General features: G+C 68.6%; 13 protein-coding genes. 3 read left to right on the top strand and 10 right to left on the bottom strand.

Annotated elements, in window-relative coordinates; genetic code table 11:
• The first annotated feature begins 74 nt into the window (after window positions 1-74).
• Window positions 75-1,286 (top strand): serine/threonine-protein kinase, encoded by a 1,212-nt coding sequence (locus tag QM693_RS21650; protein WP_105420571.1) that lies wholly within the window; start codon window positions 75-77, stop codon window positions 1,284-1,286.
• Between the two features lie 12 nt (window positions 1,287-1,298).
• On the opposite strand, the gene QM693_RS21645 is transcribed toward QM693_RS21650, so the two are convergent.
• From QM693_RS21645 to QM693_RS21620, 6 genes are all read right to left on the bottom strand, one after another.
• Entirely contained in the window at window positions 1,299-1,958 is a 660-nt protein-coding gene (locus tag QM693_RS21645; RefSeq protein WP_009479420.1) for a response regulator, read from the bottom strand.
• 39 nt (window positions 1,959-1,997) lie between these two features.
• The gene (locus QM693_RS21640) at window positions 1,998-2,441 is read right to left on the bottom strand and encodes an RDD family protein (protein WP_283353398.1); all 444 of its coding nucleotides are present in this window, start codon (window positions 2,439-2,441) and stop codon (window positions 1,998-2,000) included.
• Complete coding sequence (locus tag QM693_RS21635) at window positions 2,438-3,283, bottom strand: WXG100-like domain-containing protein (protein WP_283353397.1); 846 nt, start codon at window positions 3,281-3,283, stop codon at window positions 2,438-2,440. The genes QM693_RS21640 and QM693_RS21635 overlap by 4 nt, the downstream gene beginning before the upstream one ends.
• Window positions 3,283-3,597, bottom strand: a complete 315-nt coding sequence (locus QM693_RS21630) for a WXG100 family type VII secretion target (protein ID WP_283353396.1) — start codon at window positions 3,595-3,597, stop codon at window positions 3,283-3,285. The genes QM693_RS21635 and QM693_RS21630 overlap by 1 nt, the downstream gene beginning before the upstream one ends.
• Window positions 3,594-4,097 (bottom strand): YbaB/EbfC family nucleoid-associated protein, encoded by a 504-nt coding sequence (locus QM693_RS21625; protein ID WP_283353395.1) that lies wholly within the window; start codon window positions 4,095-4,097, stop codon window positions 3,594-3,596. Before QM693_RS21625 ends, QM693_RS21630 begins: the two co-directional genes overlap by 4 nt.
• A gap of 134 nt (window positions 4,098-4,231) precedes the next feature.
• Window positions 4,232-5,614 carry a PspC domain-containing protein gene (locus QM693_RS21620; RefSeq protein WP_411194601.1) on the bottom strand — a complete coding sequence of 461 codons (1,383 nt, stop codon included), beginning with the start codon at window positions 5,612-5,614 and terminating at the stop codon, window positions 4,232-4,234.
• Window positions 5,615-5,682: 68 nt separating this feature from the next.
• On the opposite strand from QM693_RS21620, the gene QM693_RS21615 reads away from it, so the two are divergent.
• Window positions 5,683-7,155, top strand: coding sequence for a PspC domain-containing protein (locus tag QM693_RS21615; protein ID WP_283353394.1), 1,473 nt, complete (start codon window positions 5,683-5,685; stop codon window positions 7,153-7,155).
• Window positions 7,148-7,375: a hypothetical protein gene (locus tag QM693_RS21610; protein ID WP_283353393.1), complete on the top strand. Its 228-nt coding sequence runs from the start codon at window positions 7,148-7,150 to the stop codon at window positions 7,373-7,375. Before QM693_RS21615 ends, QM693_RS21610 begins: the two co-directional genes overlap by 8 nt.
• A 60-nt stretch (window positions 7,376-7,435) precedes the next feature.
• Here the strand turns inward: QM693_RS21610 and guaA are convergent, their stop codons facing one another.
• From guaA to guaB, 4 genes are all read right to left on the bottom strand, one after another.
• Window positions 7,436-9,007 (bottom strand): glutamine-hydrolyzing GMP synthase, encoded by a 1,572-nt coding sequence (guaA, locus tag QM693_RS21605; RefSeq protein WP_005570997.1) that lies wholly within the window; start codon window positions 9,005-9,007, stop codon window positions 7,436-7,438.
• A 64-nt stretch (window positions 9,008-9,071) separates the two neighbouring features.
• Window positions 9,072-10,814, bottom strand: a complete 1,743-nt coding sequence (locus QM693_RS21600) for a GMC family oxidoreductase N-terminal domain-containing protein (RefSeq protein WP_283333007.1) — start codon at window positions 10,812-10,814, stop codon at window positions 9,072-9,074.
• Between the two features lie 208 nt (window positions 10,815-11,022).
• Window positions 11,023-12,162 carry a GuaB3 family IMP dehydrogenase-related protein gene (locus QM693_RS21595; protein WP_005257142.1) on the bottom strand — a complete coding sequence of 380 codons (1,140 nt, stop codon included), beginning with the start codon at window positions 12,160-12,162 and terminating at the stop codon, window positions 11,023-11,025.
• 33 nt (window positions 12,163-12,195) lie between these two features.
• A complete protein-coding gene (gene guaB, locus QM693_RS21590; RefSeq protein WP_037244801.1) occupies window positions 12,196-13,719 on the bottom strand; it encodes an IMP dehydrogenase in 1,524 nt (507 codons plus the stop codon).
• Window positions 13,720-13,938: the final 219 nt, after the last annotated feature.

Genomic DNA, 13,938 nt, shown 5'->3' with positions numbered 1-13,938 from the left:
AAGTGGACCCCGAACGGCCAGGTCAGGACCGTCGCGCATCCCGTGTCCGCGCAATCCTCTAACCTGAACGCGTGATGGAGCAGGAGCAGAGCGAAAGGGGCATCGGACCCGAATACCTGGTGGCCGGAAGGTACCGCCTGCGGTCCAAACTGGGCGGCGGTGGAATGGGCGCGGTCTGGCTCGCACGGGACACCCTGCTGCACCGCGACGTCGCCATCAAACAGGTCACCACAACGGCCGGACTCGACCCCGACGAGGCCCGCCGGGTCCGCGAACGCACCATGCGGGAAGGGCGCAACGCCGCCAAACTCGCCCACAGCCATTCCATCGCGATGTACGACGTCGCGCTCGAGGCAGGCGAGCCCTGGCTGGTCATGGAGTACCTGCCGTCCCGCAGCCTCGCCCAGGCGATGAACATCGCCGACACACTGCCCCCGCTCGAGGTCGCCCAGATCGGCGCGCAAGTGGCCGACGCGCTCACCGCCGCCCACGCCGCCGGGATCGTGCACCGGGACATCAAGCCGGGCAACATCCTCGTCGCCGACCGCGGCCGCGAACTCGGCACCGTCAAGATCAGCGACTTCGGCATCGCCCGCGCCAAGGGCGACTCCGCCGACACCACGAACGGGGTCATCACCGGCACACCCGCGTACTTCTCCCCCGAGGTCGCCCGCGGCCAGGATCCCACCGAGGCCAGCGACGTCTTCTCGCTCGGTTCCACGCTGTACACCGTCGTCGAGGGCCAGCCGCCATTCGGGATCGACTCCGATTCCATCGCACTCCTGCACCGGGTCGCGAAGGCCGAGATCTACCGTCCCAGTAAGGCCGGACCGCTCACCGACACGCTGCTGCACCTGCTCGAGCCCGACCCGGCGCGTCGTCCGACGATGGCCGAGGCACGCGACGCCCTGGCCCGGGTGGCCATGGCAGGCGACGGGAACGTCGCGCACCTCGTCGGTTCGCCCGTCTATTCCGCAGACGGCACCATCCCGGCGTGGGCACACCGTTCGACGCCGCTGCCCGACTCACGCCGGCGCAGCAAGCTGGTGAGTTCCACCCAAGCCGGTCTGCCCGCCGTGCCTCAGAGCACACCGCTCAAGAACGTGCCGCGTCCGCTCGGCCGATTGCAGTGGCCGCCGCGCCCGACGAAACCCGCTCCCGGTTCGCCGGCCCCGACCGTCCGCGATCAGGTGGTGGCGTGGGCGCCGATCGCCATGGGTGTCATGGTCGCGATCCTGATCCTGGCCGTGCTCGTGGCCGTGATCGTCCTCCTCGCCCAGCCCTGATACCCCGGGAGGTCAGTCGATCCGCCGGCGGTGCGCCCACCTCGTGAGCGCATTCCGGTTGGACTGCTGCGTCTTCCGCAGCACGTTCGACGCATGCGTTTCGACCGTCTTCACCGAGATCACCAGTTCCTCGGCGATCTCGCGGTACGTGTACCCCCGCGCGAGCAGCCGCAGCACTTCCAGCTCCCGCGGCGTCAGCGAATCCAGCTCCGGATCCAGCTGCGGCTCAGGAGCATTGGAACGCCCGGTGAAGGAGTCCAGCACGAATCCCGCGAGCCTCGGGCTGAACACGGCGTCACCGCCTGCGACCCGGCGCACGCCGTCGGCCAGTTCCGCGCCCGAGATCGTCTTGGTGACGTACCCGCGTGCCCCGGCGCGGATCACGGCGATCACATCCTCGGCGGCGTCGGACACGCTCAGTGCCAGGCACACCGGACCCGACTCGATGCCCCGCAGCACAGCGACACCGCCCCCGTCGGGCATGTGGACGTCGAGCAGCACGACGTGCGGTGAGGTGGCGTTGATCCCGGCCACCGCCTCCGCGACACCGCCCGCCTCGCCCACCACCTCCATGTCCGCTTCCCTGCCGAGCTCGGCGCGGACACCGGAACGGAAAACGGCATGATCATCGACGAGAAAGACACGGTACGGGGGTGTTTCAGGCAAAGTCACTGCAGCTGTTCCTCGCGTGGGCGGTAGTGTCACCCCACTCTAGAGCGTGTCGAATGATTCGCTCTGTCGCCGCACCACCGCCGGCATCCCGTCTTCCCCGTCGGTGGCGGTATCCGATTGGAGAGCCGCTCCGGCACTGCGGAACCAGGCCTTCACCAGATATCCGAAGCTCGGCCACGTTCCGTCCTCCGGCCGCACGACGCAGAGACCCGTCATCCACTTGCCGAACGTCGCATGGAATCGCGCCTGAATCGCGGTCCGGTGGACGAACGAGAACACGAGCCACGCCGGTATCACCGCGAACCCCGCCGTTCCCTCCGCCGCGTTCGGCGGCACCGACTGTCCGGCCGTCTGCACGACGTAGACGACGACTCCGACCACGGCCCCGACGAGTGCGTGCAACACGAGGTCCAGCACCAGGGCGACACCACGCCGGAGGTGGCCGGCGGGCCGGACCCGCTGCCGGCGGTCGACCACGTTCACGGCAGACGCCCGTCGATCTCGTCGCGGGCACGCCGGACGTCGTCATCGAGTCCGGTCCGGTCCAGCACCTCGTCGACGACGGCGCCGCTGAATCTCGGTGTGCCGACCGTCTCCTCCTGCACATAGGAGCCGAGCATGCCCCCGAACCGAGAACGAGGGTCGGTGAACTTCAGCCCGAACGCGCCGTTGACCGCCCCCTTCACGCCTCCCTGAACCGCACCCTTGCCGCCCGCCTCTGCAACATTGCCCCAATCCATGCTGTCGCGCCGACCCACGTGTATCTCGTACTCCTGAAACGCAGCCTCGAGAACCGCCTGGGTTCCGGCGCCGGCCGCTGCACCCGTCGCCGCACGGGTGAGTATCGAGGTGATCAGCTGCCGGATGATCATCCGGACGGTAACCTGTGTGGCCGCTTCCGCTGCGAACGCGGCCGGGCTCGCCGCACCGAACGTCATCGCGCTGGCCACCGCTACCGCGACGAGTTCGGCCGCCAGCGCCACCAGGGCCGCGATGATCGACAGTTTCGCGACCCGGATGTCGTCGGCCGACCAGTCGAGGATGTCGCCGAGTTCGTGAAGCAACCCCGACAACTCGCGTAGCGCCCCGTCCCCACCGATCCGCACCCAGTGCTGCGCCATCGAGGTGTCGACGTCACCACTGACCCCGGACATGGCCGACCGCATCGCAGCGTCGGCCTCCTCGATGATGTCGTCGAGCGAGGCACCGGCGTCCTTCCACCCCTGCCCGAGCCGCTCCATCGCCGTTTCGTCCGCGTCGGGCCAGTCCGCCCCGACGACCTTCTCCGCCAGCCACCGGACACTGCCCGGAACCTCGATGCCCATCAGAACAGCCCGGCGAGGCTGGATGTGGTGCCGCGGTCGGTGTCGTCGAACGAGTCGGCGGTGCTCCTGAGCCTGGATCCGAGCGCGGCCAGCGCCCCGACGGCGAACCCCAACGACTGTCCGGCCGCGTCCGCGGACGGCAGATACCCGCTCGCGAACGTCGTCCCGGTCCCGTCGCCGCCCCAGCATTCCCCCTCGGCCTCGAGGGTCGAGTGCAGTGTGGCGGCGACCTCTGCCATCCGCTGCGACAGGGCGTCGAATCGGGGTGCGACGCTACGCAAATGCATCGGGTCCACCCACAGCTGCGCGCTCACTGCCACCCGTCCCGTAGGACCGGCCGATTCCACCGCGCGTCGTCGGGATCATCGAGGTCCGGTTCCCGCTCGGCCGGGACGCCACCGACGTCGGGCTCGAGGCGCGGGAGGAAGTCCCGAAGACTCGGAGCACCGGGAACGAGGTCCGGCAGATCCGGCAGGGTCTCGGTCGCGGCCACGATCGATCCCATGAGGCGCATAGACTCGGTGTGCGCGGCCTCGCCCGCACGCCGGGCGGCTTCGGTCATCGCACGTCCCAGCGACTCGGGGGTGGACCGCCGGAACGCGTCCGGTGCGAGGCGCACGTCCACCACGCCGCCCACCGAGTTCACCACCACCTGCACCAGTCCGTCGGTGGACGCCCCACTCATCCGCAGCTGCGCCACCTGCTGCTGAGCGGCATGCAGTTCCTGCGTCTGCCGGTCGAGCGTGGCCAGCATCGAGTCGATCTGATCCTGCAACTCGTGCTCGCGCACGCGCAGACCCTCACGGTCGAACATGAAATCCCCCCTTGACATCTCGCGTCCCACCCCGCCGCAGCACGGTGCGACCACACGACCCCCACAGTCGTGTCGCCGGCGAACATTACCCCCTCACCGGGACAGCCTGCGAGCAGACATGGCGAAAGTGGTGCTCACGCACCCTGACTGAACGGCACGTCCTCGACGCCGGCAGTGTCCGTGTCCTCGGCGGCGCCCGCTGTCGCCCACGTCCGGCCGTTCCGCGGCATGTGGATTCGCACCTCGGTGCCCTTGCCGGGTGCGGACCGCACGTCGACGTGCCCGCCGCGCCGCTCGATCCGTCCACGGATCGACTTCGCCAGGCCCTGACGGTCCGGGAACACCTCGTCGACGTCGAATCCGACGCCGCGGTCCCGGACGAACACACTGACCTGTTCGCGCTCGGCTTCGGCGAACAGGTTGATGTCCGTCTCCCCGGAATGCTTGGCCGCGTTGACCAGAGCCTCCCGCGTCGCACCGAGCACCGCCGTGAAACTCTCCTTCGACAGACCCTCGCCCGTGCCCTCGACGTCGAGCGCCACATCGCCGACCGTCACCGGCCGCACCGTGACGCCGTGATGGTCCTCCACCTCGCCTGCGATGATGCGCAACGCCTCCGCGAGGCTCGAATGGTCGGTGTCTCCCCCACCGAACAACCACTTCCGCAGTTCTCGTTCCTGCCCCCGGGCCAGCCGCGCGACCTCCTGCGGATCGTCGGCCTGCTTCTGGATCAGCGCCAGGGTCTGCAGGACGGAGTCGTGCAGGTGTGACGCGATCTCCTCACGCTCGTCGTTGCGGATCCTGGCGGCACGCTCCGCGCCCAGCGCGCGCCACAGTCGCAACCACAGGGGCACGGTCAGCAGCCCGGCGCCGACGAGGGTGACCACCACGGCCAGCAACGACGAACGCAGCGCAGCCAAGTCGACCTGCGCGAGGATCACCACACCGAGACCCGACACGATCAACGTCACGCCACCGAGGACCCGCGCCCAGGTGAGGACGGTGGGACGCTGCGGCAGCCCGATGACGGTGCGCGGACCTTCCGAATCGAATTCGCGCCACACCAGAGCCGCGCCGACCGCCACCACGATGATCGGCGCGATCACCGAACCGACCCGGCCACTGAACAACCACGACAACGCGGACGCACCGGCAAGGCCGATCGCGATCAGTCCGTACGCTCTCCGCCGCTCGGAGGCACTGGGCTTCTCGGTGTCGGAACCTGCGGCCGTGAAGATCCACAACAGTCCGTAGCCGACGATGCCGGCGCCGGCGAGCGCGGCGAGACACGCGAACGCGACCCGCACCTTCATCACGTCGACGCCCAGCTGATCGGCGATACCACCCGCGACGCCGCCGACGATGCGACCACCGGTCCGGCGTTCGAGCCGCGGCATGGGAATGCCGTCGGGCGGGGCAGGCGCGGTCACGGCGCCCGCGTACTGGGCACCGCCCGCGGACGTGTTCGACACAGGTTGCACATGTTCGATACTGGCACGATCCCCTGGCCACGGCATCAGGGTCCAACCCTGACTTCGGCCCGCGTTCCGGCCCACCTCGACCGGAAAGATCAGGGTAGTTCCCGATGTACGCGCGCCGCGCCGACCGGAACGATGGTCGTATGAGCAATGGGAGCTTCCAAGAGCAGATACAGGATCTGTGGCGGACCCGGCCGGTGCGGTTGCCGGGCCGTGGTCACGTCGCCGGTGTCTGTGCGGGAATCGGCTACCGCTACGGCGTCGATCCCGTACTGATACGAGTCGCCTTCGTCGTGTCCACCATCTTCGGTGGCGCCGGCGTGCTCCTCTACCTGGCGTGCTGGCTCGCCCTCACGAAATCGGGCGACCCGGCCTCCCCCGCGGAGTCGCTGGTGGGACGCGGTCACAGCTCCGACTCGGGCACCAAGACCATCGTCCTTCTCGCCGCACTGGCCATCGCGCTGAGCACCGTCGGCCCCTTCGGTGTCGGCCTCGGCGGCTCCGGCCTGGTCAGCATGGCGTTGATGCTCGGCGGCCTGTGGCTGCTGTATCAGCGGCAGCCGATACCCCCACCGTTGCCCGCCGGCGCCGTTGCCCCGGGTGTCGGGACCGGGTATCCCGGGACGAGTTTCTCGCCCGGTCAGTTCGGCGCCAACCCGTTCGGCCCCGGCACGTACGGTCCGAGTGCCTACGGTCCGGGTGCGTACGGTCCGTACACGAAACTTCCCGACTCCTACACGCCGAGCACGCCGCCGGCCTCCGGCGAGAAGCCGGCCGACGCACCCACGGAGGCACTGAAGCCCGAAGCTGCTGCCGCCCAATCCGATCCGGTGTCGTTCGAGAAGTCCCCACCCCCGGGTCCGCAGGTCGACGCACCCTCGGCCCCGTTCGCGCCGCTCGAACCGCGACCGCCGGCGTGGGACCCGCTCGGGGTCGCCCCGTTCGCATGGGATCTGCCCGAACCGGCCAGGACCACCGCTCCCGCAGTACAACCGGACCGCACCCACTCCCGCCTGACGACGATGGTGATCGGGTTGGCGATCCTCGCGGCCGCGGCGGCGACCGCGTTGTCGGTCGCCACCGGATCCGACTGGTTGAACCCCGGTCGCATCGGCGCCGTTGCGCTCGCCGTCATCGGAGTGGGGTTGCTGATCGGCGGATTTCTGCGCAAGGGCTACGGACTTCTCGTCGTCGCCGGCCCGCTGATCGGTTTCGTGATCCTCGCCTCGATCGTCGGTTCACTCGACCTGAACAGCGAGAACATGGGCGATCGGATCTGGAACCCGGCGACGGCGGCCGCCATCGAGCCCGCCTACTCCGGCGGATTCGGCAGCTTCACGCTCGACCTCCGGAACGTCACTCTCACCGAGGACAAGACGGTCGACGTCAGTGGGCAGTTCGGTGAGGTCGTGGTGCTCCTGCCGCCCGGTATGAACGTCGAGAACCACTGCACCGCGCAGTTCGGCGACGCGCAGTGTCTCCCGGAGGGCCTCGACGGTGGCGTCGACGGCACGGACGGTCACGTCCTGACCCTCAATGCCGATGTCCGATTCGGAAGTGTGGAGGTGCGCCGTGGATGACATCGACGACACTCAGGGCAGCGAACAGACCCGGACGCGGAAGCGCCCGTCGCCACTACTGATCCTCGCAGGATTGGCAGCACTCCTGGTGAGCGGCTGGGCGCTCGCGGGGCCGTTCTCGCTGGAACCGCTCGCGAACGTCGGGTTCCGCTGGCTGTTCGTGGTGATCGCGGTGCTGGTCGGCGTGGTGCTCGTGTTCGCACCCAACCGGCGGAAGTAGAGACGCAACCGCACGTGCGCGGTGAGCGAGTCCTCGGACTCACTCACCGCGCACAGTGCGTCACTCCCACTCGATGGTGCCCGGCGGCTTGCTCGTGATGTCCAGCACGACACGGTTGACGTCGTGCACCTCGTTGGTGATCCGGGTGGAGATCCGCTCGAGAACGTCGTAGGGCAGTCGCGTCCAGTCCGCGGTCATCGCGTCCTCACTGGACACGGGGCGGAGCACGATCGGGTGACCGTAGGTGCGTCCGTCACCCTGCACGCCGACGCTGCGGACGTCGGCGAGCAGCACCACGGGGCACTGCCAGATCTGACCGTCGAGCCCGGCGGCCGTCAGCTCTTCGCGCGCAATGGAATCCGCGTGACGCAGGATGTCGAGCCGCTCCTGCGTGACCTCGCCGATGATGCGGATGCCCAGCCCGGGGCCGGGGAACGGCTGGCGTCCCACGATTTCCTCGGGCAGACCCAACTCGCGTCCCACCGCCCGGACCTCGTCCTTGAACAGCAGGCGGAGCGGCTCCACGAGCGTGAACTGCAGGTCTTCCGGCAGTCCGCCGACGTTGTGGTGGCTCTTGATGTTGGCCGTGCCGGTGCCGCCGCCGGATTCCACGACGTCCGGGTACAGCGTGCCCTGCACGAGGAATTCGACCGTGTCGCCGTGCGCGGCGTTCTCGCCCAGCACGTCGCTGACTGCGCCCTCGAAGCTGCGGATGAACTCGCGGCCGATGATCTTACGTTTGGTCTCCGGGTCGGACACCCCCGCCAGCTCACCGATGAAGGTGTCGGCGGCGTCGACCGTGATCAGCTTGGCGCCGGTCGCGGCAACGAAATCCTGTTCGACCTGGGCACGCTCGCCCGCCCGCATCAGACCGTGATCGACGAACACACACGTCAGGTTGTCGCCGATGGCGCGCTGCACGAGCGCCGCCGCGACAGCGGAGTCGACACCGCCGGAGAGCCCGCAGATCGCCTTGCCGTCGCCGACCTGCTCGCGGACCTGCTCGACGAGGGCGTCGGCGATGTTCGCGGCCGTCCATGCGGGAGGAATGCCGGCGATCTCGTGGAGGAACCGGCTGAGCACCTGCTGGCCGTGCGGCGAGTGCAGCACCTCCGGGTGGTACTGCACACCCGCGAGCTTGCGGGCCCGGTCCTCGAACGCGGCGACGGGTGCGCCCTCGCTCGTGGCCGTCACCTCGAAGCCGGCCGGGGCCTCGGTGACCGCGTCGCCGTGGCTCATCCACACGGGCTGACTGGACGGCAGCCCCTCGTGCAGCAGACCGCCCTGCACCTTCAGGTCGGTGCGGCCATACTCACGGGTGCCGGTGTGTGCCACCGTCCCGCCGAGTGCGCCCGCCATGGCCTGGAATCCGTAGCAGATGCCGAACACCGGAATGTCCAGATCGAACAGTGCCGGATCGAGTTGCGGCGCACCGTCCGCGTAGACGCTCGACGGCCCGCCCGACAGCACCACGGCAAGGGGATTCTTGGCCGCGATCTCCTCGACGGTCGCGGTGTGCGGAACCACCTCGGAATAGACCTTGGCCTCACGCACCCGCCGGGCGATCAGCTGCGCGTACTGCGCGCCGAAGTCGACGACGAGGACCGGTCTCTGTTGCTCGATATCTGCCACCGGGTCAGTCTAATCGGCGCAGCTCTGTGGTCTGCGCGACCCCATGACCCGGCCCTCTCGCGCCCTATGCAACGCCGTGCTTCTGCGCGTCGGGCACCACGGAGCTGTTGCGGATCTCGACGATCGGCAGCACCAGCGCGGCGGGCGCCCCCGCCGGGACGACCGGTGCGACCGGGGCGACCGGGTTCAGGCGCCGGTATCCCTCGCCCTGCGCCGGACGCAGGTCCTCCTCGCCCTTGTTCGGCCACAACGAGGCCGCACGCTCGGCCTGCGCCGAGATCGTCAGCGACGGGTTGACGCCCAGGTTCGCGGACACGGCCGACCCGTCGACCACGCTCAGCGTCGGGTAACCCCACACGCGGTGGTACGGGTCGATGACGCCCTTCGACGGTTCCGACGCGATCGTGCAGCCACCGAGGAAGTGCGCGGTGAGCGGGATGTTGAACACGTCGCCCCAGGTGCCGCCCGCGCGACCGTCGATCTTCTCCGCGATCCGGCGGGTCGCCTCATTGCCTGCCGGGATCCAGCTGGGGTTCGGCTGGCCGTGGCCCTGCTTGCTGGTGACCTTGCGCCGACCGAACAGGCCCTTCTTCGTGTACGTGGTGATGGAGTTGTCGAGGTTCTGCATCACCAGCGCGATGATGGTGCGCTCGCTCCACTTGTACGGGGTGAGGACCTTCAGAGCTTTCGGATCCTTCGCGAGTTCCTTGAGGAACGTCATCCACCGCCGGCCGCCGCCGTCGGTCAGCAGCGTCTGCAGCAGCGCCATCGAGTTCGACCCCTTGCCGTAGCGCACCGGCTCGACGTGGGTGTCGGACGTCGGGTGGAACGACGACGTGATGGCGACGCCCTTCGTGAGCTCGAGCGCGGGGTCCACCTTGTTCTTGGCGGCGCCGAGGATCGACTCCGAATTGGTGCGGGTGAGCACGCCCAGCCGGTCGGAGATCTTGGGCAGCGCGCCCGTCTCCTTCTGGTCGAACAGCAGATGCTGGGTGCCCCATGTGCCCGCGGCCAGGACGACGTTCGCGGCGGTGTATGTCTTGCGGTTCCGGTTCTTCCGCGGCCCGCTGCGCCGGGTGAAGACGTCCCAGGTGCCGTCGGACGCCTCGCGCAGACCGGTGACCGTGGTCATCGGGATGATCTCGGCGCCCGCCTTCTCCGCGAGACCCAGGTAGTTCTTGAGCAGGGTGTTCTTGGCGCCGTGCCGGCATCCGGTCATGCATTCGCCGCACTCGATGCATCCGGTGCGGTCGGGGCCGACGCCGCCGAAGTACGGGTCGGGCACGGTCTTGCCCGCTTCACCGAAGAAGACACCGACCGGGGTCTGGATGAACGTATCGCCCACCCCCATGTCCTCCGCGACCGACTTGATGATCTCGTCGGCGGGGGTCATGTGCGGGTTCTGGACCACGCCCAGCATCTTCCGGGCCTGCTCGTAGTACGGCGTGAGCTCGTCGTGCCAGTCGGTGATGTGCGACCACTGCTTGTCCTGGAAGAAGGAGGCGGGCGGCTTGTAGAGCGTGTTCGCGTAGTTGAGCGAACCGCCACCGACGCCGGCGCCGGCGAGGATGAGGCAGTCGCGCAGCAGGTGGACGCGCTGGATGCCGAAGAAACCGAGGGCGGGCGCCCAGAGGAACTTCTTGAGATCCCAGCTGGTCTTCGCGAAGTCCGCGTCGGCGTAGCGACGGCCCGCCTCGAGGATGCCGACCTTGTAGCCCTTCTCGACCAATCGGAGTGCGGTGACACTGCCACCGAATCCGGATCCGACGATGAGGACGTCGTACTCCGTTGCGCGCTGCTTGCTCATCACTCGACCTCCAACGACACCTGAGTTATTACTCGCCAGTATGCACCCCGCGGCTGTGACAGCTGCCACAAGGGTCACCTAACTGTAACGAGAGGTATCAGGAACGGTCGCGATACCGCATACGCACGTCGCCCAATGCCTCACCAGTGCAGTTGAACTGCACCGATGTGACATTGGGCGACGAGAGAAGCGGCGGCGAACGGACGCCTCAGGCGCGGACGGTCAGGCCGACCTTCTGAAATTCCTTCAGATCCGAGTACCCCGACTTCGCCATCGAGCGGCGCAGCCCGCCGACGAAGTTCAGCGAACCGAACGGGTCGTCGGACGGACCCGTGAGGACGCGGTCGAGCGACGGACGGTCACCGAACGAGACCGGCAGCATCGTGCCGCGCGGAACCGAGGGATGCGCCGCGGCCGACGGCCAATACCAGCCGCCGCCGGGAGCCTCCGCCGCGACGGCCAGCGGTGCGCCCAGGACTGCGGCGTCCGCGCCACAGGCGATCGCCTTGGCGAGGTCGCCCGAGGAGGTGATGTCGCCGTCCGCGATAACGTGGACGTAGCGTCCACCCGTCTCGTCGAGGTAGTCACGGCGAGCAGCAGCGGCGTCCGCGATGGCCGTGGCCATCGGGAGACCGATGCCCAGCACCTCACCGGTGGTCGTGGCGCCCTCGGTGGAGCCGTATCCGACGATCACACCGGCCGCGCCCGTACGCATCAGGTGCAGCGCGGTGCGGTGATCGCTCACCCCACCGGCCACGACGGGGACGTCGAGCTCGGAGATGAACGTCTTGAGGTTCAGCGGCTCGCTGTCGCCGTGCGCGACGTGCTCGGCGGAGATGATCGTGCCGTGCACGACCAGCAGGTCGATGCCCGCCTCGAGCAGCTGCGGGGTGAGCGCCCGGGCGTTCTGCGGGCTGACCCGAACCGCGGTCGTGACACCTGCGTCGCGGACCTGGGCCACGGCAGCAGCCAGAAGCCCCGGCTGCAACGGCGCGGCGTGCAGTTCCTGCAGCTTCTTGATCGGCGCCTCGACGTCGACGTCCGACTCGGCCAGCGCAACGAGTTCGGCGAGCTTCGCCTCGACGTCCGCATGCCGGCCCCACAGACCCTCACCGTTGATGACCCCGAGGCCACCACGCTTGCCGAGTTCGATCGCGAACGACGGCGACACGAGCGCGTCGGTCGGATGCGCCAGCACAGGAATGTCGAACCGGTATGCGTCGAGCTGCCAGGACGTCGACACCTCCTTGGAGGAGCGGGTCCGGCGGGAGGGGACGATGTCGATGTCGTCCAGCTCATAGGTTCGTCGGGCTGTTCGGCCCATGCCGATCTCAACGAGGTCGCGCACGCGCGCCCCTTTCTCGTGAATCGTGACTGGTTGCTAGCGAGCGGTGTAGTTGGGAGCTTCGACCGTCATCGTGATGTCGTGCGGGTGGCTCTCCTTCAGACCCGCAGCTGTGATCTGCACGAACTGCGCGTTCTGCAGTTCCTCGATCGACGACGCTCCCGTGTAGCCCATGGCGGCCCGCAGACCGCCCGTGAGCTGATGGGTGACCTGGGACAGCGGACCGCGGAACGCGACCCGGCCCTCGATGCCCTCCGGAACCAGCTTGTCCTCGGACAGCACGTCGTCCTGGAAGTAGCGGTCCTTGGAATACGACTTCGCGGCGCCACGGCTCTGCATCGCGCCGAGGGAACCCATGCCGCGGTAGCTCTTGTACTGCTTGCCGTTCACGAGGATCAGCTCGCCCGGCGACTCCGCGGTGCCCGCGAGCAGCGAACCGAGCATGGCCGTCGACGCGCCTGCCGCCAGGGCCTTCGCGATGTCGCCGGAGAACTGCAGTCCACCGTCGGCGATCACCGGCACACCGTGCGGCTTGGCTGCGGCGACCGCTTCGAGGATCGCAGTGATCTGCGGGGCGCCGACACCGGCGATGACGCGGGTGGTGCAGATGGAGCCGGGGCCGACACCGACCTTGACCGCGTCCACACCTGCCTCGATGAGAGCGGCCGCACCGCCGCGGGTGGCGACGTTGCCGCCGATGATCTGCACGCGCTCGTCAACCTCGGCCTTGAGCTTCGAGATCATGTCCAGCACGCCGGCCGAATGACCGTGGGCGCTGTCGACGACGAGCACGTCCACTCCGGCGTCGGTGAGAGCCATTGCGCGGCTCCACGCCTCGTCACCCACACCCACGGCGGCACCGACGAGGAGCCGGCCGTCGCGGTCCTTGGTGGCGTCCGGGTGCTGCTCGGTCTTCACGAAGTCCTTGACCGTGATGAGGCCGGTGAGCTTGCCCTGACCGTCCACGATCGGCAGCTTCTCGATCTTGTGGCGGCGGAGCAGACCCAGCGCCACCTCCGCGGTGACACCCTCCTGCGCGGTGATCAGCGGGGCCTTCGTCATGACCTCGGACACGGCGCGGTTCTGGTCGACCTCGAAGCGCATGTCGCGGTTGGTGATGATGCCGACGAGCTGCCCCGCCTCGTCGGTGACCGGAAGTCCGGAGATCCGGAAGCGGGCGCACTTGGCGTCGACCTCGGCGAGAGTGTCGGACGGCTTGCAGGTGACCGGGTCGGTGACCATTCCCGCCTCGGACCGCTTGACCGTCTCCACCTGCCCGGCCTGGGCCTCCACCGACAGGTTGCGGTGCAGGACGCCCATGCCACCGGCGCGGGCCATGGCGATGGCCATCCGCGCCTCGGTGACGGTGTCCATCGCGGAGCTGACGAGCGGCACTCGCAGCCGGATGTCCCTGGTCAGCTGGCTGGACGTGTCGACCTGGCCGGGGATGACATTCGACGCCGCCGGCAAGAGCAGGACGTCGTCGTACGTGAGACCCAGCATCGCGACCTTGTTCGGGTCGTCACCGCCGGTGTGTACATGCCCTGCTGAACTTGTCATGCGGTTCGGGCCCTCCATGGAACATAGGTGCGGCGCCGGTGGCGCCGTCTGTGGACATTCAGATCTTCGATCTGGTGGAAACTTTCGGGAACACGGATACAAGAAAAAGGCCGGAGCGACGATCGATATTCCCAGCTCCACAAACCATGATATCGGCTCGACGCGATCACCACGGAGCCCACCCACGCTGGGCGTACGCCGAACGGCTGGCGCAGACCG

Source organism: Rhodococcus sp. IEGM 1305 (assembly GCF_030058635.1).
Classification (GTDB): domain Bacteria; phylum Actinomycetota; class Actinomycetes; order Mycobacteriales; family Mycobacteriaceae; genus Rhodococcus_F; species Rhodococcus_F opacus_D.
This window is presented reverse-complemented; position numbering and strand designations above follow the sequence as displayed.

What these genes read in the sequence shown, in the direction of transcription:
- QM693_RS21650 (WP_105420571.1), top strand. Translation starts at nt 75, where the DNA reads ATGGAGCAGGAGCAGAGCGAAAGGGGCATCGGACCCGAATACCTGGTG.
- QM693_RS21635 (WP_283353397.1), bottom strand. Translation starts at nt 3,283, where the DNA reads ATGGGCATCGAGGTTCCGGGCAGTGTCCGGTGGCTGGCGGAGAAGGTC.
- QM693_RS21625 (WP_283353395.1), bottom strand. Translation starts at nt 4,097, where the DNA reads ATGTTCGACCGTGAGGGTCTGCGCGTGCGCGAGCACGAGTTGCAGGAT.
- QM693_RS21620 (WP_411194601.1), bottom strand. Translation starts at nt 5,614, where the DNA reads ATGCCGTGGCCAGGGGATCGTGCCAGTATCGAACATGTGCAACCTGTG.
- QM693_RS21615 (WP_283353394.1), top strand. Translation starts at nt 5,683, where the DNA reads ATGTACGCGCGCCGCGCCGACCGGAACGATGGTCGTATGAGCAATGGG.
- QM693_RS21600 (WP_283333007.1), bottom strand. Translation starts at nt 10,814, where the DNA reads ATGAGCAAGCAGCGCGCAACGGAGTACGACGTCCTCATCGTCGGATCC.
- guaB (WP_037244801.1), bottom strand. Translation starts at nt 13,719, where the DNA reads ATGACAAGTTCAGCAGGGCATGTACACACCGGCGGTGACGACCCGAAC.